General features: G+C 71.4%; 19 protein-coding genes and 1 pseudogene. 10 read left to right on the top strand and 10 right to left on the bottom strand.

All coding sequences use genetic code 11. From position 1 onward, the window contains the following. Positions 1-23: 23 nt before the first annotated feature. Positions 24-992, bottom strand: coding sequence for a carbohydrate ABC transporter permease (locus IEZ07_RS00595; RefSeq protein WP_191892987.1), 969 nt, complete (start codon positions 990-992; stop codon positions 24-26). A gap of 40 nt (positions 993-1,032) precedes the next feature. After that, entirely contained in the window at positions 1,033-2,247 is a 1,215-nt protein-coding gene (locus tag IEZ07_RS00590) for an ABC transporter substrate-binding protein (RefSeq protein WP_191892986.1), read from the bottom strand. A 274-nt stretch (positions 2,248-2,521) separates the two neighbouring features. Here IEZ07_RS00590 and IEZ07_RS00585 point away from each other — a divergent pair, with 274 nt between their 5' ends. Next, positions 2,522-3,715: an ROK family protein gene (locus IEZ07_RS00585; RefSeq protein ID WP_191892985.1), complete on the top strand. Its 1,194-nt coding sequence runs from the start codon at positions 2,522-2,524 to the stop codon at positions 3,713-3,715. A 126-nt stretch (positions 3,716-3,841) separates the two neighbouring features. Here the strand turns inward: IEZ07_RS00585 and IEZ07_RS00580 are convergent, their stop codons facing one another. Then, a complete protein-coding gene (locus IEZ07_RS00580) occupies positions 3,842-4,090 on the bottom strand; it encodes a hypothetical protein (protein ID WP_191892984.1) in 249 nt (82 codons plus the stop codon). 118 nt (positions 4,091-4,208) lie between these two features. After that, positions 4,209-4,946: a maleylpyruvate isomerase family mycothiol-dependent enzyme gene (locus tag IEZ07_RS00575; RefSeq protein WP_191892983.1), complete on the bottom strand. Its 738-nt coding sequence runs from the start codon at positions 4,944-4,946 to the stop codon at positions 4,209-4,211. 555 nt (positions 4,947-5,501) lie between these two features. Between IEZ07_RS00575 and IEZ07_RS00570 the strand changes: the two genes are divergently transcribed. From IEZ07_RS00570 to IEZ07_RS00560, 3 genes are read left to right on the top strand one after another with little or no spacing between them, the layout of a single operon-like run. Beyond that, on the top strand, positions 5,502-6,794 hold the full coding sequence (locus tag IEZ07_RS00570) for an ABC transporter substrate-binding protein (RefSeq protein WP_191892982.1): 1,293 nt from the start codon (positions 5,502-5,504) through the stop codon (positions 6,792-6,794). 30 nt (positions 6,795-6,824) lie between these two features. Continuing rightward, the gene (locus tag IEZ07_RS00565) at positions 6,825-7,796 is read left to right on the top strand and encodes a carbohydrate ABC transporter permease (protein ID WP_191892981.1); all 972 of its coding nucleotides are present in this window, start codon (positions 6,825-6,827) and stop codon (positions 7,794-7,796) included. Further along, positions 7,793-8,701, top strand: a complete 909-nt coding sequence (locus tag IEZ07_RS00560; RefSeq protein ID WP_231647290.1) for a carbohydrate ABC transporter permease — start codon at positions 7,793-7,795, stop codon at positions 8,699-8,701. Before IEZ07_RS00565 ends, IEZ07_RS00560 begins: the two co-directional genes overlap by 4 nt. A gap of 14 nt (positions 8,702-8,715) precedes the next feature. Here the strand turns inward: IEZ07_RS00560 and IEZ07_RS00555 are convergent. After that, positions 8,716-8,949 (bottom strand): annotated as a pseudogene (locus IEZ07_RS00555) (zinc ribbon domain-containing protein); the annotation flags it as partial. Between the two features lie 100 nt (positions 8,950-9,049). Here IEZ07_RS00555 and IEZ07_RS00550 point away from each other — a divergent pair. Together IEZ07_RS00550 and IEZ07_RS00545 are read left to right on the top strand one after the other, a co-directional pair. Continuing rightward, positions 9,050-10,489, top strand: coding sequence for a GH1 family beta-glucosidase (locus IEZ07_RS00550; RefSeq protein WP_191892980.1), 1,440 nt, complete (start codon positions 9,050-9,052; stop codon positions 10,487-10,489). Next, positions 10,486-11,481, top strand: coding sequence for a LacI family DNA-binding transcriptional regulator (locus IEZ07_RS00545; RefSeq protein WP_191892979.1), 996 nt, complete (start codon positions 10,486-10,488; stop codon positions 11,479-11,481). The genes IEZ07_RS00550 and IEZ07_RS00545 overlap by 4 nt, the downstream gene beginning before the upstream one ends. Positions 11,482-11,577: 96 nt before the next feature. On the opposite strand, the gene IEZ07_RS00540 is transcribed toward IEZ07_RS00545, so the two are convergent. Both IEZ07_RS00540 and IEZ07_RS00535 read right to left on the bottom strand, forming a co-directional pair. Continuing rightward, entirely contained in the window at positions 11,578-11,832 is a 255-nt protein-coding gene (locus IEZ07_RS00540; RefSeq protein WP_191892978.1) for a hypothetical protein, read from the bottom strand. A 141-nt stretch (positions 11,833-11,973) separates the two neighbouring features. After that, positions 11,974-13,386 (bottom strand): aldehyde dehydrogenase family protein, encoded by a 1,413-nt coding sequence (locus IEZ07_RS00535; RefSeq protein WP_191892977.1) that lies wholly within the window; start codon positions 13,384-13,386, stop codon positions 11,974-11,976. Between the two features lie 269 nt (positions 13,387-13,655). Here IEZ07_RS00535 and chvE point away from each other — a divergent pair, with 269 nt between their 5' ends. The 3 genes from chvE to mmsB all read left to right on the top strand — a co-directional run bounded on the left by chvE (position 13,656) and on the right by mmsB (position 17,657). Then, positions 13,656-14,786, top strand: coding sequence for a multiple monosaccharide ABC transporter substrate-binding protein (gene chvE, locus IEZ07_RS00530; protein WP_191892976.1), 1,131 nt, complete (start codon positions 13,656-13,658; stop codon positions 14,784-14,786). A 76-nt stretch (positions 14,787-14,862) separates the two neighbouring features. Next, entirely contained in the window at positions 14,863-16,392 is a 1,530-nt protein-coding gene (gene mmsA, locus IEZ07_RS00525; protein ID WP_191892975.1) for a multiple monosaccharide ABC transporter ATP-binding protein, read from the top strand. After that, entirely contained in the window at positions 16,392-17,657 is a 1,266-nt protein-coding gene (gene mmsB, locus IEZ07_RS00520) for a multiple monosaccharide ABC transporter permease (RefSeq protein WP_191892974.1), read from the top strand. The genes mmsA and mmsB overlap by 1 nt, the downstream gene beginning before the upstream one ends. Positions 17,658-17,743: 86 nt before the next feature. Here mmsB and IEZ07_RS00515 read toward each other — a convergent pair whose 3' ends face one another. After that, a complete protein-coding gene (locus IEZ07_RS00515; RefSeq protein WP_191892973.1) occupies positions 17,744-18,343 on the bottom strand; it encodes a TetR/AcrR family transcriptional regulator in 600 nt (199 codons plus the stop codon). A gap of 77 nt (positions 18,344-18,420) precedes the next feature. Between IEZ07_RS00515 and IEZ07_RS00510 the strand changes: the two genes are divergently transcribed. Next, positions 18,421-19,215 carry a DUF2306 domain-containing protein gene (locus tag IEZ07_RS00510; RefSeq protein WP_191892972.1) on the top strand — a complete coding sequence of 265 codons (795 nt, stop codon included), beginning with the start codon at positions 18,421-18,423 and terminating at the stop codon, positions 19,213-19,215. Here IEZ07_RS00510 and IEZ07_RS00505 read toward each other — a convergent pair. After that, on the bottom strand, positions 19,180-19,635 hold the full coding sequence (locus IEZ07_RS00505) for a carbon-nitrogen hydrolase family protein (RefSeq protein WP_191892971.1): 456 nt from the start codon (positions 19,633-19,635) through the stop codon (positions 19,180-19,182). The two genes, IEZ07_RS00510 and IEZ07_RS00505, sit on opposite strands and share 36 nt — an antisense overlap. Next, entirely contained in the window at positions 19,632-19,775 is a 144-nt protein-coding gene (locus IEZ07_RS00500; protein WP_191892970.1) for a hypothetical protein, read from the bottom strand. Before IEZ07_RS00500 ends, IEZ07_RS00505 begins: the two co-directional genes overlap by 4 nt. Positions 19,776-19,798: the final 23 nt, after the last annotated feature.

Genomic DNA, 19,798 nt, shown 5'->3' with positions numbered 1-19,798 from the left:
CGGCGTCCTTGATGTAACGGCGTTCACGCCGCCTCCTGCTTGACGAACCTGAACTGCACGGCGGTGATGATCATGATGAAGACGAGCAGGATGAACGACATGGCGCAGGCCGCACCCATCGCGTCGTAGCGGAACGCGAACAGGTACAGGTGCAGGACGTAGGCCAGGCCCGACTGCTCAGGGCCGCCCGCGGCGCCCTTGCCGCCGCCGCCCGAGAAGATCACGTAGACCAGGCCGAACACCTGCAGCGCCGCGATCACCCCGGTGACCAGCAGGTAGAAGGTGGTGGGCCGGAGCATCGGGAACACCACCTTCCGGAACCGCTGCACCGGTCCCGCGCCGTCGATGGTCGCCGCCTCGGTGATCGAGGCGGGGATGCCCTTCAGCCCCGCCAGGTAGATGATCATCGAGATGCCGCACTGCCAGGCGGCGATGAACGCGAGCGCCGGGATGACCAGTTCCGGGGTGTTGAGCCAGTTCTGCGGCGGGACCCCGAACAGCCCCAGCACACTGTTGATCAGGCCGTACTGCGGGTCGTAGAGCCAGCGCCAGATGGCTCCGACCGCCGCCTCGGCGGTGACCACCGGCAGGAACAGCAGCAGCCGGAACACGTTGGAGCCGCGGCGGACCGCGTTGACCAGCAGTGCCTGTGCCAGGGCGGTGCCCAGCGTCAGCGGCACCGCGATCAGCGTGTACTGGAGGGTGACCCGCACCGACTTCCAGAAGTGCGGGTACTTGACGTCGTCGGTGAACAGGTCGGCGTAGTTGGCCAGGCCCACCCAGTTCGCCTCGCTGCGCAAGTCCCAGTCGGTGAAGCTGTAGTACAGCGCCGAGAGCGCGGGATAGAGCAGGAAGACGGCGAAGTACACCACCGCCGGAGTGACCAGGAGCCATCCGACGAGATGGTCGCGGCGCCCGGTCCCCGGGCGGCGCCGGCGCCGTCCGGGGTCGGGCGCCGCGGTGGGCCTTGCGGCCGGCACCGGAGATGCCACGGGATCTGCCTCTCTCGCGTCGGGTCCGCCGGCGGGCCGGTCAGCCGTTCCAGCCGAGCAGCGTGCGGGCCTTGGCACCCGCCTCGCTCAGCGCCTGCCTGGGCGCGACCTTGCCGGTGAGGGCCGACTCCAGGGCCGGAGCGATGATCTCGTCGTTGATCTGGATCCACTGCGGCACGGCGGGCCGGGCGCGCGTGGCCTTGAGCGCCTCGATGAAGACCGCGTGCTCGGGTCCCATCTTGGCCGCCGCGATCCCGGCCCCCTCGATGTTGGCCGGGTAGCCGCCGACCGCCTCGGCGAGCGCGACGCTGCTGTCGGGGGCGGTCAGGTGCTTGAGCCACTTCCAGGCCAGGTCGGCGTTCTTCGTGCCGGTGAAGACCACGGCGTTCTCGCCGCCGATGTTGCTGGCGGGCTCATTCTTGTACGGCAGGGGCGCGACGCCGAAGTCCAGGTCCGGGAACTGGTCCCGGATGGTGGAGATGTCCCACGGGCCGCTGATCGTCATGGCCGCCAGGCCGTTCTCGAACGCCTTGTCGGCGTCGGTGATGCTCCGCGGGGAGGACTTCAGCAGGTCCACCCAGAGCTGCAGGGCGTCGACGGCGGGCTGCTCGTCGAAGGTGACCTTCTTCGCCTTCTCGTCGACGAGGGTGCCGCCCGCGCCGGCCACGAAGCCGGGCCACATCCAGGCGCCGTAGCCGTCGCCCTTGGGCACCACGATGCCGGCGGTCTTCGGGTCCGCCCTGTGCACGCTCTCGGCGGCCTGCTTGAGCTCGTCCCAGGTCCTGGGCGGGGTGGGCACGAGCTTCTTGTTGTAGTAGAGCCCGACCGTGGTGATGTCGAGGGGGACGCCGTAGAGCCTGCCACCGACCTTGTTGGTCTCCAGGCCTCCGGCGTAGAACTCCTTCTCGTCGATCGTCCCGGCGGGCACCTGGAGGATCGTGCCGTCCAGCGCGTACCGGGAGACCAGCGGCTGGTCGAGGTAGCCGCCGTCGGGGACGTTCTTGCTGGCGATCGCGGTGCCCAGCTTGGTGTTGTAGTCGTCCTTGGGGATCTGGACGAGCTTGACCGTGACGCCGTTGGCCTTCTCGAAGTCCGTCCGGAGCCTCTCCAGGATCTGCCCGCCCTGCGGGGTGAGCGGCTGGAACGTCCAGAACGTCAGCGTCCTGCCGTGCTCCGCGGCGCCGCCGCTCCCGCAGGCGGCGAGCCCCGCCACCATCGCCGCGGCCACGAGGGCCCCGCGTGTTCTCCTGACCATTGTGATTCTCCTTCGGGGGGTGTGAGGCGGCGCTGCGCGCCCGCACGGTGGCGTATCACCACAGCTCAAGGCGCTCCTGGAGACCTCTCACAAGATAGTGCAAACCTTAAAAAAAGATAGAATGTGATTGGGAACACTTCGGTAACGCAGCGCGCGGCATGCCGCCGGGAGCCCGGACCCGGCATAGTCGGCGGGGCGTCGTCCGCGCCAGGCACCGGATGACTTACTTCACGGCCTGATCTAACATGGCCGCAGCTCCGGGGGAAGGAAGACCATGGTCAGGCCCGAACGCAGGACGGTACGCGACCTCCGCAAGGGGAACCGGGCGGTGCTGCTGCGGACGCTCTACTTCGCCGGGCCCACCAGCCGTCACGAGCTCACCCGGCTGACCGGCCTGAGCGCCGCCTCGGTCAGCAACGTGACCGGCGACCTCATCGCCGACGGCGTCGTCGTGGAGGCCGGCCTGGTCGAGTCCGACGGCGGGCGCCCCCGGGTGCTGCTCCGCGTCGACCCGGAGTTCGGCTACGCCATCGGGGTGGACGTCGGCGAGACCCACGTGCGCGTCGAGCTGTTCGACCTCGACATGAACGAGCGCGCCAAGGCCGACCACCCCCTGCACCCGTCCCGGCACGACGTCGGTCTGGTCGCCGAGCACATCCTGTCCGGCATCGAGACCGTCCTGGCCGGCAGCGGCGTCGACCCCGGCCGGGTCCTGGGCGTGGGCATCGGCGTGCCCGGCATCGTGGAGAGCGGGCCGGAGGCGCTCATCCACGCGCAGACCTTCGGCTGGGACGCGGTGCCCCTGGGCACGCTCCTGCGCGCGGGCACCCGGCTCCCCCTCTACGTCGACAACGGCGCCAAGACGATGGGCCAGGCCGAGCTCTGGTTCGGCGCCGGGCGCGGGACCCGCCACACCATCGTCGCGCTGATCGGCTCCGGGGCCGGGGCCAGCATCATCACCGACGGCATCACCTACCGCGGCGCCAACAGCAGCGCCGGCGAGTGGGGGCACACCAAGATCGAATTCCGGGGCCGGGCCTGCCGCTGCGGGGGCCGGGGCTGCCTGGAGGCCTACATCGGGGCCGAGAGCATCCTGTCGCGCGCCGGGATGCCCGCCGGGACAGTCGACGAGCAGGCGGCCCTGGCCGAGCTGGTCGCCTCGGGCCATCCCGTCGTCGACGAGGCGGCCGACTACCTCGGAGCGGGCCTGGCCAACCTGATCAACCTGTTCAACCCCGAGCGCATCGTCATCGGCGGGTGGGCCGGGCTCCTGCTGGGGCAGCACCGGATGACGAGGATCAGGCAGGCCGCCGCCGAGAACTCCCTGACGCAGCCGTACGAGACCGCCTCCATCGTGCTGGGCCGCCTCGGCCCCGACGCGGTGGCGCTGGGGGCGGCCACCCTCGTGATGGAGGAGTTCCTGCTCGGCCGCACCTCCCCGGCCGCCTCGCAGCCCACGGCGAGCTGAGCCGGCCGCGCCTCGGCCGCCCGGCCCGGGCCGGTTCCCCCTCGGCTCCCCCGGAACGGCTCCGCAGCCCTCCGGCCGTCCGGCGCCTCCGGGCGTACCGGCCGTCGCGGGCGTATCCGGGCGTCCTCAGGCGCCGAGGTCCCGGACGGCGTTGTCGAGCCGCTCGGCCAGCAGGTCCACCTGCTGCTCGGTGATCGTGCCGCCGCCGAGGAAGCGGTCCAGGTCGCGGCGGCGCGCGACGACCAGCCTGCGGTGCTCGTCGTCGATCCGGTCCTCCGGCAGGACCACGCAGTCCCCGCGGACGAAGACCAGCGCCGCTTCCGGGTCGGACGACTCCAGCAGCTGCCGGACGCATTCTCGTTCGATGAGTGCCATGGGACGCCTCCTCACCGCGGGATCTCCCGCCGCGCGATCGGTTGCCGGACAGTTCTCGTTCCCGCCGACCTCCGAACGATCCTTCGAAACCGGATAAGACTCGGCAAAGCGCCTCCGATCACGCCAGGCAACGCAGTTCGGAGCGGAGCTCGCGGTCGAACGCGTCCCCCAGCCCCCGGTCGAGCGGAAGGCCGTCCGGCAGCCGGCCGACCGTGGCCTCGACGAAGACCGGCGCCGGCACCTGGGCGCACACCCCGTGCGCGCACACCCAGATGCGCTCGGCGGTCACCTCGACCTGGACCGCCGGGTCCCGTTCGGCGAGCGCGAACACGCCCACCTCGGTCCGCCACCAGATCCGGTGGTCGGTCTCGTCCTCCCCCACGGGCGCCCGCACGTCGTCGGCGTGGGTGGCGTACTCGGAGGCGTAGTGGAAGGCCTGCAGGCCCACCGGGTACGGCCCGGCCGCGGTCGGCAGCACCGCGTCGCGGCCGAGCGCGCGCATCCGCCGGCGCGTCTCCGCGTTGCGGTGCCGCCACTCGGTGAGCACGTCCTCCACCGGCAGGCCGCGGCGGCGCCGTACGCACCAGTCGTTGAAGCCCGCCAGGCCGCCCTCGACGCCCTCGCGGGCGAGCATCGCGAAGAACCCGCCGACGTCGTCGTCCAGGCAGGCGTGGTTGTACAGCTCCTCCCCGGCCAGGTGGGCCAGGACGTCGCGCACCGACCAGCCCTCGCACCGGGAGGGGAGGTTCCACGCCTCCGCCCCGAGCCGGGAGAAGTGGCGGTCCAGCCGCTCCGCCTCGGCATCGAGTAGATCGAATGGGTTGAAATGAGCTAATTCGTCCGGTTCTCTGGTCATATCAACGGTGATACCCCGGGACACCGTCGCGGAACGGCGCCCCGGGGCGGGACCGGCGGCCCGGGGAAGGGCCCGGCCACCGGAGCCGTCACCGGCGGACGCGGCCGGCGGGCATCCGCGCCGGGAGCGGCGCGGCGGCTCAGGCCGACGTGATGAGCGGGAGCGACACGCGGCCGGAGTCTCGAGGCGGCCGCACGGCACCTCCTCGCAGACGGGCGGCAGATCAGGGAGCGCTCTCGCAGCAGAGGTTCCCCCTCGGCCGCCGGGATGTCAAGTACGCCGCCGGCCGCCCCGCGATGATCGGCGCTCCCACTGGAAATGATCCACGCACTCGTGGGAGCGCTCCCCCATAACTCACGTCCGCTTCGAAACCGCCTCTTGAACTGGGACTGTCCACAGAAATCCGAGGGAGCGTTTTCTCAACTAGAACCCTCCGGAGCCGCTCGGTAACGGCGATCGTTATGCGCCGGACCGTTGACAGAGGGCTCGGGAGAGAACAACCTCTCCAGGGAGCGCTCTCTTCATGATCATTTATAAGGACCCTGGGAGGGTTCCATGGGCAAGCTCCGCCCCCTCGCCCCGATGCTCGCCGCGGTCGCGCTGACCGTGAGCGTGGCCGCCTGCGGCAGCGGCGACACCGGCACCGCCTCCGCGGGCGGCTCCGGCGCGCCGGCCGAGAAGATCAAGCTGACCGTCGCGCTGTTCAGCGACTTCCACTACGCGCCGCTGTACGAGGAGTTCAAGAAGACCCACCCCAACGTGGAGATCGTGGAGCGGCGCGCGCAGTTCAACGACCACCACACCAACCTCATCACCCAGCTGGCCACCGGGGCCGGAGCCGCGGACGTCGTCGCCGTCGAGGGCGGCTACGTCGGCGCCTTCACCCCCAACCCCGGCAAGTTCCACGACCTCAAGCAGTTCGGCCTGGACAAGCGGCAGGGCGAGTACCTCGACTGGAAGTGGCAGCAGGGGGTCTCCAACGACGGCTCCTCCCTCATGGGCCTGGGCACCGACGTCGGCGGCCTGGCCATGTGCTACCGCCCCGACCTGTTCGAGAAGGCCGGCCTGCCCACCGACCGCGACGAGGTCTCGGCGCTCTGGCCGACCTGGGAGCAGTACATCGAGGCGGGCAAGAAGTTCACCGCCGCGAACGTGCCCGGCGCCAAGTTCACCGACGGCCCCGGCGAGCACTTCCGCGCCATGGTCGACCAGGCCCCGACCGGCTACTACGACGACCAGTACAACGTCATCGCCGGGACCAACCCGGAGGTGAAGAAGGCCTTCGACCTGTCCGTCAAGATGATCGACGCGGGCCTGTCCGCCAAGCTCCCCGCCTTCACCCCGCCGTGGAACACCGGCATCGTCAAGGGCAGCTTCGCCACCATGGTCTGCCCCGCGTGGAAGACCGGCACGATCAAGGACCAGAAGCCCGGTGAGGGCGCCTGGGACATCGCCGCGGTGCCCGGCGGCGGCGGCAACCAGGGCGGCACCCACCTGATGGTGCCCAAGCAGAGCAAGCACCCCAAGGAGGCCGCCGAGCTGATCGACCTGCTGACCGGCAAGGAGAGCCAGATCAAGCTCTTCAAGGAGGCCAGCGCGCTGCCCTCGCTGCCCGAGCTGTACGACGACCCGGCCGTCGCCGAGTTCGTCAACCCGTACTTCGGCAACGCCCCGATCGGGAAGATCTTCACCGACGCGGCCAAGGCGCTCAAGCCGCAGAAGGTGGGCCCCAAGGCCGGTGACATCCTCAAGGCGTTCGGCGACGGCCTCCAGCGGATCGAGCAGGGCAAGCAGAAGCCCGACGAGGCCTGGGCGCAGGCGCTCAGGGACGTCGAGAAGATCAAGTAACCCGTACCCGAGTCTCCGAGAGGAGCCGCCATGGCCACGCGCGCACCGGACCGCCCGGCGGCCGCCCCACCGGGCAGACCGGTGCGGGCCCGCCGCGGCCTCCGCCGCCACCTGGTCCACCAGCTCGACACCAGGGCCTCGCCCTACGCCTACGTGGCCCCCTTCTTCCTGCTGTTCTCCGCCTTCGGGCTCTTCCCCCTGGCCTACACCGCCTGGGTGAGCCTGCACGAGTGGACGCTGCTGGAGGACGAGCACGCCTTCGTCGGCCTGGAGAACTTCAGGACGCTGCTCGCCGACGACTACTTCTGGAACGCCGCCTTCAACACCCTGTCCATCGGGGTGCTGTCCACGGTCCCGCAGCTGCTGCTGGCCATCTGGCTGGCCCACCTGCTCAACCGGCCGCTGCGGGCGCAGACCTTCCTGCGCATCACGCTGCTGCTGCCCAACGTGACCAGCGTGGTCGCGGTGGTGGTGATCTTCAGCCAGCTGTTCGGCCGGGACTTCGGCATGATCAACTGGATGCTCTCCTGGTTCGGGGTGGGGGGCGTCGCCTGGAACGAGGGCGTGGCCAGCTCGCACGCCGCCATCTCCGTCATGATCATGTGGCGGTGGACGGGCTACAACGCGCTGATCTTCCTGGCCGCGATGCAGGCCGTACCGCGCGAGCTGTACGAGGCCGCCACCCTCGACGGCGCGAGCGGGCTCACCCAGCTGCGCAGGATCACCATCCCGATGATCAAGCCGACGATCGTCTTCGTCGTCATCACCTCGACGATCGGCGCCATGCAGGTCCTGGCCGAGCCGCTGCTGTTCGGCTCCTACATGGTCACCGGCGGCGTGGACCGGCAGTACCAGACGCTCTCGCTGCTCATCTACGAGAACTTCACCCGGCTCGACTTCGGCTACGCCTCGGCCATCTCCTGGATGATGTTCCTCTTCATCATCCTGGTCGCCGGCGTCAACTACCTGCTCACCCGCCGCGCGAAGGGAGGTCTGACGTGACCGCCCAGCCGATGTCCCCCGCGTCCCCGACGTCCCCGGCACCCGGGCCGCCCAAGGCGCCCGCCGCGACCGGAACGGGCCGCCGCCGCTTCGACGGCGCCCGCCGGCTCACCTACCTCACCCTGCTGGCGGTGGCGTTCTTCTCCGCGCTCCCGCTCTACTACAGCGTCGTGGTGGCCTCCCGCGACAACGCGGCGCTGGCGGACGTGCCGCCTCCGCTGGTGCCCGGCGGGAACTTCTTCGCCAACGTCGCCCGCGTCTTCGACACCGTGCCCTTCGCCCTGGCGCTGGCCAACTCCGTCATCGTGGCCGGGTCCATCGCCCTGGCGGTGATGTTCTTCTCCACCCTGGCCGGGTTCGCCTTCGCCAAGCTGCGCTTCCGCGGCAGGAACGCGCTGCTGCTGCTCACCGTGGCGACCATGATGGTCCCGACCCAGCTCGGCATCATCCCGCTCTACATGCTCATGGTGAAGCTGGAGTGGACCGGCACGCTGTACGCGCTGATCGTGCCCGCGCTGGTCAACGCGTTCGGCGTCTTCTTCATGACGCAGTACCTGTCGCGGGCCCTGCCGACCGAGCTGCTGGAGGCCGGCCGGGTCGACGGCTGCACCACCTGGGGCCTGTTCTGGCACGTGGTGCTCCCCGTCGCCCGCCCCGCCGCGGCCGTCCTCGGCATGCTCACCTTCATGTCGGCCTGGAACGACTACTTCTGGCCGCTGGTCGTCCTGACCCCGGAGAACCCGACGGTCCAGGTCGCCCTGTCCACGCTGGCCGCCGGCTACGTCAACGACTACGTGCTCGGCCTGGCCGGCACCGCGCTCGGCACGCTGCCGCTGGTCATCGTCTTCGGCCTGCTCGGCAAGCAGATCATCGGAGGAATCATGCAAGGAGCCGTCAAGGGTTGACTTCCTCCCCCGCCCTAAAGGCGGGGGGTTCCAGCGGTCGCCCGCTGGGGTTCCTGCTTCACCGACGGCCGCCCCGTCCGGGAGGACTCCCGTTGAGGTCTCACACCATCTCCACAGGCAGACGCCGCCAGCCCGGCGGCCAGGATGTTGCGTGCCGCGTTCACGTCACGGTCATGCACCGCGCCGCAGTCGCACGTCCACTCCCGGACGTTCAACGGCAGCTTCCCGCGGACCGTGCCGCAGGCTCCGCGGTCCGCTCTGGCGGCGGACCGGCTTTTCCTGCCCTGCTCGGCAGGAGTTCCGTTTTCGTCCCGGCCTGAAGGCCGGGGCATCTACGAAGGAGTCAAGATGACCGTCGTCAACGCTCGGGGGACCGCGCCTTCGCTCCTCACCGAAGGGCGGGCGGACTTCCCCGCAGGCTTCGTCTGGGGCGCCGCGACGGCGTCCTACCAGATCGAGGGGGCGGCGGAGGAGGACGGCCGCGGCCGGTCCATCTGGGACGCCTTCTCCCACACGCCCGGCAAGGTGGCCGGCGGCGACACCGGCGACGTAGCCTGCGACCACTACCACCGCTACGCCGAGGACGTGCGGCTCATGGGCGAGCTGGGCCTGCACGCCTACCGCTTCTCGGTGGCCTGGCCCCGGATCCAGGCCGACGGCACGGGCCCGGCCGATCCGCGGGGGCTCGCCTTCTACGACCGGCTCGTCGACGAGCTGCTCGCGGCGGGCATCACCCCGTACACGACGCTCTACCACTGGGACCTGCCGCAGGCCCTCCAGGAGCGCGGCGGCTGGGCCGACCGCGACACCGCCCACCGGTTCGCCGAGTACGCCGAACGCGTGCACGCCCGGCTGGGCGACCGCGTCGCGCACTGGACCACGCTGAACGAGCCGTGGGTCTCGGCCTTCCTGGGCTACGCCTCCGGCGTGCACGCGCCGGGCGAGCGGGACCCGGCGGCCGCCTTCCGCGCCGCCCACCACCTGCTGCTCGGCCACGGCCTGGCGGCGCGGGCGCTGCGCGCGGCCGGAGCGCGGGAGATCTCCCTGGTGGTCAACTCCGCACCGGTCCTGACCCCCACGCAGGTGGCCGACCCCTCGGCCCCGGTCGCGGAGGCCGACGCCGAGGCGGTGCGCCGGGTGGACGCGCTGCTCACCCGGCAGTTCCTCGACCCGGCGCTGCGCGGGGAGTACCCCGCCGAGGTGCTGGAGATCGTCGAACGGCACGGCGGGCTCGCACATCTCGCCGACGGCGACCTGGAGACCATCCGCCAGCCGATCGACCTGGTCGGGGTCAACTACTACAACCCCTGCGTGGTGGAGTCGGGCCCCGGCGAGCCGGCGAACCCGGCCTGGCCGGGCACCGAGGACGTGCGGTTCTGCCCGGCCGAGGGTCCGCTGACCGCGATGGGCTGGCCGATCGTGCCGACCGGGCTCTCCCGGCTGCTGCTCCGGCTCTCGGCGGACTACCCCGGGGTCGGGCTGATCGTCACCGAGAACGGCGCGGCCTTCGACGACACCGTGGAGGAGGACGGCAGGGTCCGCGACACCCGCCGGACCGCCTACCTGGACGGCCACCTGCGCGCCGTGCACGCCGCGATCGAGGGCGGCGCGGACCTGCGCGGCTATATCGTGTGGTCGTTGCTGGACAACTTCGAGTGGGCCGAGGGCTACCGCCGGAGGTTCGGGATCGTGCACGTCGACTTCGGCACCCAGCGGCGGACCCTCAAGGACAGCGCGTTGTGGTACCGCGACGTCATCCAGCGGAACGGAGTTCTCGAAAAGGCATGAAACGACCCACCTTGGAGGCGGTCGCCGCCCGGGCCGGAGTGTCCAAGTCGAGCGTCTCCCGGGTCGTCAACGGCCAGGACACGGTCACCCCGGAGATCCGGGAGCTCGTGCTGCGGGCCGTGCAGGAGCTGGGCTACGTGCCCAACCCCGCGGCCCGCAGCCTGGTGACCCAGCGCACGGACGCGATCGCCATGATCGTCTCCGATCCGCCGGCCGGGCTCGTCTCCGACGACCCGATGTTCTCCGCGGTCGTCCGCGCCGCCAGCCGCGAGCTGGAGGCGGCGGGCAAGCAGGTCGTCCTGATGATCGCGGGCTCGGCCGAGAGCCACCGGCGCGTGCAGCGGTTCGTCTCGGCCGGGCACGTGGACGGCGTCATGCTCGTGTCGATGCACGGCGCCGACCCGCTGCCCGCCGCGCTGGCCCGGCTGGGGCTGCCGATGGTCTCCCAGGGCAGGCTCGGCACGCCGGTGGACGTGCCCTTCGCCGACAACGACAACCTCGGCGGCGCCACCCAGGCGATCCGGCACCTGCTCGACCGGGGGCGGCGCCGGATCGCCACGATCTCCGGCCCGCTGGACATGCCGGCCTCGCAGGACAGGCTCACCGCCTACCGCGACACGCTGCGCGGCACCGGCCGCCGGTCGATCGTCGCCATCGGCGACTTCACCCGGGCCTCCGGGGCGGCGGCCATGCGCCAGCTCCTGCAGGACGACCCGGCGCTGGACGCGGTGTTCGCCGCCAACGACCTCATGGCCGTCGGCGCCCTGCGGGCCCTGCGCGAGGCGGGCCGCCGGGTCCCCGACGACGTGGCCGTCGTGGGCTACGACGACATCGAGGCCGCCCTCTACACCGACCCCCCGCTCACCACGGTGCGCAGCCCCATGGGCGAGCAGGCGGCGGCCTCCGCCCGCCTGCTGCTCCGCCTGCTGGAGGGCGGTCCCGCCGATCCGGTGATCCTCCCGGCGGAGCTGGTGGTGCGCGAGTCGGCCTGACCCGCTCCCGGCGGGGCGCTCGGCCGGGGCGGGTCCCGGACGGAGAGGCCGGCCGCACCGGAGCGCCGGTTTCGCCGCGGCGCGGGCCGGGGGCGCTCAGCCGTACCGCAGCGCGTTCACGACCACCGCGAAGAAGATCAGCACGACCACGCCGACCGCGAGCATGCCCCGGACCGCGGCCCAGGCGTCCGCCTTGGCCTTGGGGATCTTGTCCGCCGCCGTCTTCGCGTCCTTGATCGCACTCCCCCAGCCCGCCCACGTGTCCCGTGTCCGCTGGAAGCGCCTCCCGACGAAGAACGCGATCGACGCGATCACGATGATGATGAGGACCCGGCCGTCCGAAGTGCCCATGGGCGACTCCTGTGGGGAGTGAGGCGTGGTTTTCGCGCACTCACCGTACGCCCGCGGTCACGTTCCGGCTACTGGAATCTCCCAACCCGCGGACGGCCCGGACCGTTCAAGGACGGCTCAAGAGGCGGTTCAAGGGAGGGCTCAAGGGACGGCGATGTGCACGACCTTGGTGTGGGTCATCTCGTCGAGCAGCTCGGGGCCGTACCCGAAGCCCTCCCCGCTCGCCCCGAGGGGCTGCGCCGCGCCGCCCGGCGCGCCTCCGAAGACCGCGTTGACCTTCACCGTGCCCGCGCGCAGCTCGCGCCAGGCCCGCTGCACGTGGGCGAGCGAGGGGGTGAGCACCGTGGCGGCCAGGCCGTACTCCCCCGTGTTGGCCAGGGCCAGCGCCTCGTCGAAGCTCTCGACCACGCGGACCGCCGCGACCGGCCCGAACGTCTCCTCCCGCAGCACCGCCATGTCGTCGGTGCAGTCGGCCAGCACGGTGGCCGGGTAGAAGGCGCCGGGCCCGTCGGGGATCCGGCCGCCGACCAGCAGGCGCGCGCCCGCGGCGACCGCCGCGCGCACATGCCCGTGCACGGTCTCGCGCTGCCTGCGGTCGACGAGCGGGCCGAGCGTGGTCGCCTCGTCCAGGCCGGGGCCCGTGCGCAGCGCCTCCGCCGCGGCGACGAGGGAGGTGGTGAACGGCTCGGCGACGGAGCGGTGGACGTAGATCCGCTCCACGGAGACGCAGATCTGGCCCGCGTTGGCGAAGCAGCCCAGGGCGGCCTGCTCGGCGGCCCATTTCGGATCGACCCCCGCGTCCACGATCAGCGGGTCCTTGCCGCCGTTCTCCCGCAGCACCCGGCACCGGGCCGCGGCGGCGACCTCCCGCCCGGCGGCGCTGGAGCCCACGTGGGCGAGCAGGTCCAGATCCGGGTGGGCGGCGAGCGGCGCACCGGCGCTCCGGTCCCCCGCGACCATGGTGAGCACACCCGGCGGCAGGTCGTCGGCGAGCAGTTCGACCAGGCGGGCCCCGGTGTGCGGGGTGCGCTCGGAGGGCTTGTGCACCACGGTGTTCCCGGTGACCAGGGCGGCGCCGATCAGACCGCAGGCGATCGCCACCGGGTCGTTCCAGGGGGTGATGACGCCGACCACTCCGCGCGGCTCGCGGACCATCAGGTCGGTCGCGCCCCAGCCGCCCTGGAGGCTGCGCCCGCCGCGCAGGGGCCCCAGCTCGGCGTACTGCTCCAGGGTCCCGGCGCCGGCCTCCACGCCGCCCCGCGCGTCCGCCAGCGGCTTGCCCATCTCCGCCGTCACCAGCCGGGCCAGCTCGTCGGCGTGCTCCCTGACCCGGGCGGCGGCGCGGCGCAGCCGCGCGCCGCGCTCGGCCGGGGCGACGCGCGCCCAGCCGGGGGCGGCGGCGCGCGCCGACCGCACGGCGGTCCCGACGTCCTCGGCGCAGCCGCGCGGGCACTCGCCCACGCGCTCGCCGGTCGCCGGATCATCCACGGCGATCGTGCCGGTGCTCGCGCTCGCCCGCCACTCGCCGTCCGCAAAGAGCCATAGCGTCCTCATGGCGGCTCCCTACCCGGTGCGGCCGGCGGGATGCCCCCGCCGATCACCCTGCCCGACCGTGATGTCACGGTGCTGTCACAAACCTTGACTAGCGGCCTGCCTGGGCATTTGATAACTGTTCACACCCCTGAAACATTCGTCGGTATGTTCGCCGCCGCTGAATGTGAACGCTAACACCGCCGATGAGCACCAAGAGACCCGGGCGACACGGCGGAGGGGCCGTGGTCGCAGCGGCCGTGAATGCGTCCGCGTCACTTGAAGGAGAGAACATGAGGCTCGCGAAGCTGGCCACCGTGCCGATCGGCCTGGCGATGGCCCTGGCGATGACCGCCTGCGGCTCGGCCACCAAGACGGTCGACCAGGAGGCGGCGCCGAGCGCGGGGTCGGCCACGGGCGCCCTCGTCGGCGTCACCATGCCCACCAAGTCGTCCGAGCGGTGGATCCACGACGGCGACAACGTCAAGAGCTCCCTGGAGAAGCTGGGTTACAAGGTCGACCTGCAGTACGCGGAGAACGACATCCCCACCCAGGTCAACCAGATCGAGAACCAGATCACCAAGGGCGCGAAGCTGCTGATCATCGCCTCGATCGACGGCACCGCGATCACCACGCAGCTGCAGCAGGCGGCCGACGCCAAGATCCCGGTGATCGCCTACGACCGGCTCATCCGCAACACCCCGAACGTCGACTACTACGCCACCTTCGACAACCACAAGGTCGGCGTGCAGCAGGCGACCTCGCTGCTGGTGGGCCTCGGGCTGAAGAAGGCCGACGGCTCCGACGGCGACGCCAAGGGCCCGTTCAACATCGAGATCTTCGCCGGCTCGCCCGACGACAACAACGCCACCTTCTTCTACAACGGCGCCATGGAGGTGCTCAAGCCGTACATCGACAAGGGCACCCTGGTCGTCAAGAGCGGTGAGACGGACTTCAAGACCGTCGCCATCCTGCGCTGGGACCCGGCCACCGCGCAGAAGCGCATGGAGGACCTGATCACCAAGGCCTACTCCGACGCCAAGGTCCAGGGCGTGCTCTCGCCGTACGACGGCCTGTCCATCGGCATCCTGTCCGCGCTGAAGAGCAGCGGGTACGGCACCGCCGACCAGCCCTACCCGGTCGTCACCGGCCAGGACGCCGAGGTCGCCTCGGTGAAGTCGATCATCGCCGACGAGCAGTACGCGACGATCTACAAGGACACCCGCAAGCTCGCCGAGGTCACCGTCAAGATGGCCGACGCCGTGCTCAAGGGCGGCAAGCCCGAGGTGAACAACACCACCGACTACGACAACGGCAACAAGGTCGTCCCGTCCTACCTGCTCGAGCCCGTCGTGGTCTACAAGGACAACTACAAGCAGATCCTCGTCGACTCCGGTTACTACACCGAGGACCAGCTCAAGTAGACCGGCGCGGCGCCGGGCCGGTCCTTCCTCCCGAAGGGCCGGCCCGGCGCCGGTCGCGAGGGGGGAGACGGACGGCATGACCGACCACATACTTCAGATGCGGGGCATCACCAAGACGTTCCCGGGCGTCAAGGCCCTCCAGGACGTCAACCTGGCGGTACGGCGCGGCGAGATCCACGCCGTCTGCGGCGAGAACGGCGCCGGCAAGTCGACGCTGATGAAGGTCCTGTCGGGGGTGTACCCGCACGGCTCCTACGACGGCGAGATCGTCTTCGACGGGGAGCCGTGCCGGTTCTCCGGCATCCGGGACAGCGAGCGGCGCGGCATCGTCATCATCCACCAGGAGCTCGCGCTCAGCCCGTACCTGTCGATCGCCGAGAACATCTTCCTCGGCAACGAGCGGACCCGGCGCGGCCTGATCGACTGGAACCACACGAACGCCGAGGCCGCCGCGCTCCTCGAGCGGGTCGGGCTCCGGGAGAACCCGGTGACGCGGGCGATGGACATCGGGGTGGGCAAGCAGCAGCTCGTCGAGATCGCCAAGGCGCTGTCGAAGCGGGTCCGGCTGCTCATCCTCGACGAGCCGACCGCGGCGCTCAACGACGAGGACTCCGCGCACCTGCTCGACCTGCTGCGCGGGCTGCGCGACGAGGGCATCACCTCGGTGATCATCTCGCACAAGCTGAACGAGATCAAAGCCATCGCCGACTCCACCACGATCATCCGCGACGGCCGGACCATCGAGACGCTGGACATGTCGGGCGGCGAGGTCACCGAGGACCGGATCATCTCCGGCATGGTCGGCCGCGACCTGGAGCACCGGTTCCCGCCGCACGAGCCCACGATCGGCGAGGAGGTGCTGCGGATCGAGGACTGGACCGTGCACAGCCCGGCCCAGCCCGAGCGCGCCGTCGTCTCCGGCGCCAACCTGACGCTGCGCCGCGGCGAGATCGTCGGCCTGGCCGGGCTCATGGGCGCCGGCCGTACCGAGCTGGCGATGAGCGTGTTCGGCCGCAGCTACGGGGTCGGCATCTCCGGGCGCGTCTACAAGGACGGCAGGGAGATCCAGCTCCGCTCGGTCACCGAGGCCATCTCCCACAAGATCGCCTACGCCACCGAGGACCGCAAGCGGTACGGCCTCAACCTCATCCAGGACATCCAGCGCAACGTCTCGGCCGCCGCGCTGGGCAAGCTCGCCAGGCGCGGCTGGATCGACGGCAACGAGGAGTACAGGGTCGCCGACGGCTTCCGGGCCGACATGAACATCAAGGCTCCCAGCGTGCTGGCGGTCACCGGGAAGCTCAGCGGCGGCAACCAGCAGAAGGTCGTGCTCTCGAAGTGGATCTTCACTGACCCCGACGTGCTGATCCTGGACGAGCCCACCCGCGGCATCGACGTGGGCGCCAAGTACGAGATCTACGCCATCATCAACCAGCTCGCCGACCAGGGCCGGGCCGTGCTCGTGATCTCCTCGGAGCTTCCCGAGCTGCTCGGTCTCTGCGACCGCATCTACGCGATGTCGGCCGGGCGCATCACCGGCGAGGTGCCGCGAGCCGAGGCCACCCCCGAGCGCCTCATGCAGTTCATGACCAGGGAGAAGGAGTAATGACACAGACGAGCAGCGGCAAGGCGTCGGCCCCCGACGCCGGGGCCGAGGTCGTGGGCGGCGGCCCGCCCCCCGCGAAGGCGTCGGGCCGCCGGTTCTCCTTCAACCTGCGCGAGAGCGGCATCTACGTCGCCTTCGCGCTGATCATCGTCCTGTTCTCCATCCTGACCGACGGTGGTCTGCTCAGCCCGCAGAACATCTCGAACATCATGGTGCAGAACTCCTACATCCTGATCCTCGCGATCGGCATGATCCTGATCATCATCGCCGGCCACATCGACCTGTCGGTGGGCTCGGTGGTGGCGGTCAGCGGCGCCGTCGCGGCGGTGCTGATGGTGGACATGGGCATGCCGTGGCCGCCGGCGCTCCTCATCACGCTCCTGGTCGGCGCGCTGATCGGGGCCTGGCAGGGCTACTGGGTCGCCTACTTCGGCATCCCGGCGTTCATCGTCACCCTGGCCGGAATGCTGATCTTCCGGGCGCTGACCCTCACCGTGCTCGGCAACCAGGGCATCGGCCCCTTCCCCGACGAGGTCCGGACCCTGGCCAACGGCTTCCTGCCCGGCTTCCTCGGCAACGTCGGCCTCGGCCCGCTCGGCGGCGCCGACCTGTTCACCCTGATCGTCGGGCTGGCCATCGTGGCCGGGATCGTCGGCACCCAGTGGCGGGCCCGCCAGGCGCGCCTCGGCTACCGGCAGCAGGTCGACGCGCTGCCGCTGTTCGCGCTCAAGATGATCGCCGCCGCCGCGGTGGTGATGACGGTCATCGTGCAGCTGGCCCGGTTCAAGAACCTGCCCTGGGTCCTGGTGCTGCTCGCCGTCCTCGTGCTGGGCTACACGCTGCTGACCAACCGCGCCGTCTTCGGCCGCCACATCTACGCCATCGGCGGCAACCTGCACGCCGCGAGCCTGTCCGGCATCAAGGTCAAGTCCGTCACGTTCTGGCTCTTCGTCAACATGGGCGTGCTCTCGGCGCTGGCCGGCATCATCTTCGCCGGGCGGCTCAACCAGGCCGGTCCCACCGCGGGCAACAGCTTCGAGCTGGACGCCATCGCGGCGGCGTTCATCGGCGGCGCCGCCGTGCAGGGCGGCGTCGGCAAGGTGGTGGGCGCCATCACCGGCGGCCTCATCATGGCCGTGATCAACAACGGCATGTCCCTCATCGGCGCGCCGAGCGAGCGGGTGATGCTCTTCAAGGGGCTGGTGCTGCTCATCGCCGTCGCCTTCGACGTCTGGACCAAGCGCCGCGCCGGCGCGGGCGGCTGAGCGGCCGCCCCCACCGGGCCCGCCGCGCCGCCGGGGTCTCCTCCGGCGGATGCGGCGGGCCCTCGGCGTATACGGAAGGGCCGCCCTCAGACCTCCGGCCGGACCCGCAGGAACGCCGCCATGCTCTCGGCGACGAGCCGCTCCCGGGGCTCGTCGATGCCCAGTTTGCCGAAGCCGCCCTGCCCGACCAGGATCGCGAGCCCGTGCAGCAGCGCCCAGATCGTCCGGGCCAGGACCACCGGCGGCTGCCCGGACCGCAGCGCGCCCGCGTCCTGCGCCTGCCCCACCGCGGTGACCAGCAGCTCGAAGGTCGCGGGACCGGACGGGCGGCCCGGCCGGTCCCGGAACATGATCTCGAAGAGCGCGGGGGTCTCCTCCGCGAAGCGCAGGTAGACCACGCCCAGCCGGACGATGCGGTCCCCGGGGCCGGCGGCCGCGCGCGCGGCCGCCTCCAGTCCGGCGTGGAAGGCCATGTAGCCCTCCTCCGCCAGGGCGTCCAGCAGCGCGTCCTTGTCGGTGAAGTGCCGGTACGGCGCGGCGGTGCTCACCCCCACCCGGCGGGCCAGCTCGCTGAGGCTGAACGCGGCGGCGCCCCGCTCGGCGAGCAGGTCGCGGGCGCCGTCGAGCAGCGCCCGCCGGAGCGCACCGTGGTGGTAGGAGGTTCGGGTGCGATCGCCGTCGGACATGTTGACGACTCTAACATCGCCCTTTATGTTTAAGACGCTCACATTGTGAATGCTTTAAACATCGATGGGGAGAACGCATGCCCGGCGTCACCACCACGGCACCCGGCCCGGCGCCGCGGCCGCGAACCCGCCCCCGGTCCCGCCTCGGCTGGACCGTGGTCCTGCTGACCGCACTGGCGATCACCGGCTACTCGCTCGCCCTCTATGCGCAGGGCAGCCTCCGCACCCTGGCCGCCGACGACGCGGGCCTGGCGAGCGCCTACGCCGACGCCCCGCCCGCGGTGCAGGCGGCCTTCTACATCCACGTCGTCAGCGCCTCCATCGCCCTCGCGCTGGGGCCCTGGCAGTTCTCCCGCCGGCTGCGCGGCCGGTTCCGCACCGCGCACCGCGTCATCGGCCGGATCTACCTCGGCTCGATCGCGGTGGGCAGCGTCTCCTCCCTGGTCATGGCGCCGTTCAACTCGGCCGGGATGGTCGGCTTCTTCGGGTTCGGCGCACTGGCCCTGCTGTGGGGGCACACCGCCCTGCGCGCCTACCGGGCGATCCGTGCCGGCGATCCGGCCGGCCACCAGGCCTGGATGATCCGCAACTACGCGCTCACCTACGCCGCGGTGACCCTGCGGACCTGGCTGGGCGTCCTCATCATGGTGCAGACGCCGTTCGCGGACGTGGACGCCGAGTTCGACGCGGTGTTCGCCAATGCCTACCACGCGGTGCCGTTCCTGTGCTGGCTGCCCAACATCGTCGTCGCCGAGTGGCTGATCAGGCGGCGCGGCCTGCCGTCGTACCGGCTCCAGGGCGACGGGCGGCCCGCGGCCTCTCCGGCGCCCGCCGGCTCAGGGCCCGCCGTCCCGGCTCCGGCCGTCCGCTGACCTCCGCACCGGCCGCGTCCGCCGCCGTACGGCCGCCCGCCCCGCGACGGCTGCGGCCGATGCGAGGCAGAGCCAGGCGAACCAGTCCCCCCAGCGGGTGTAGAGGGTGGCGCTCCCGCCCACCGGAACGGACGTGACGACGGTCGCGATCTCCCGGCCGCCCGCCGCCCGCTCGGCGAGCACGCGGCCGTACTGGTCGCTCACCGTCAGGTGCCCGTCCGCCGCGCTGCGCACGACCGAGAAGCCGTTCTCCACCCCGCGCACCACCGCCGGACGGGAGTGGTGCCAGGCGTCGCGGCCGAAGTCCAGGGCGGGCACGAACATGACCGCGGCGCCGTCCCGGCGGTATCCGCGCGCCAGGGCGGGGAAGTCCAGGTCCCGGCAGACGGCCGTGTTCCGGCGGGCGTCGGTGACGATCACTCCGGCCACGATGTCCAGGCGCCGGTCGCGGACGACCACCGCAGCCGTACCCGCGCGGTGGCGGCCCCCGCGTGCCGGATGGTGTTCGTCAGCGACGCCTGCACGATCCGGTAGGCCGCGATGCCGACGTCGGCCGGCACCGGACCGGCCTCGCCATGGAGGA

The organism is Planomonospora parontospora (assembly GCA_014647935.1).
Lineage (GTDB): Bacteria > Actinomycetota > Actinomycetes > Streptosporangiales > Streptosporangiaceae > Planomonospora > Planomonospora parontospora.
This window is presented reverse-complemented; position numbering and strand designations above follow the sequence as displayed.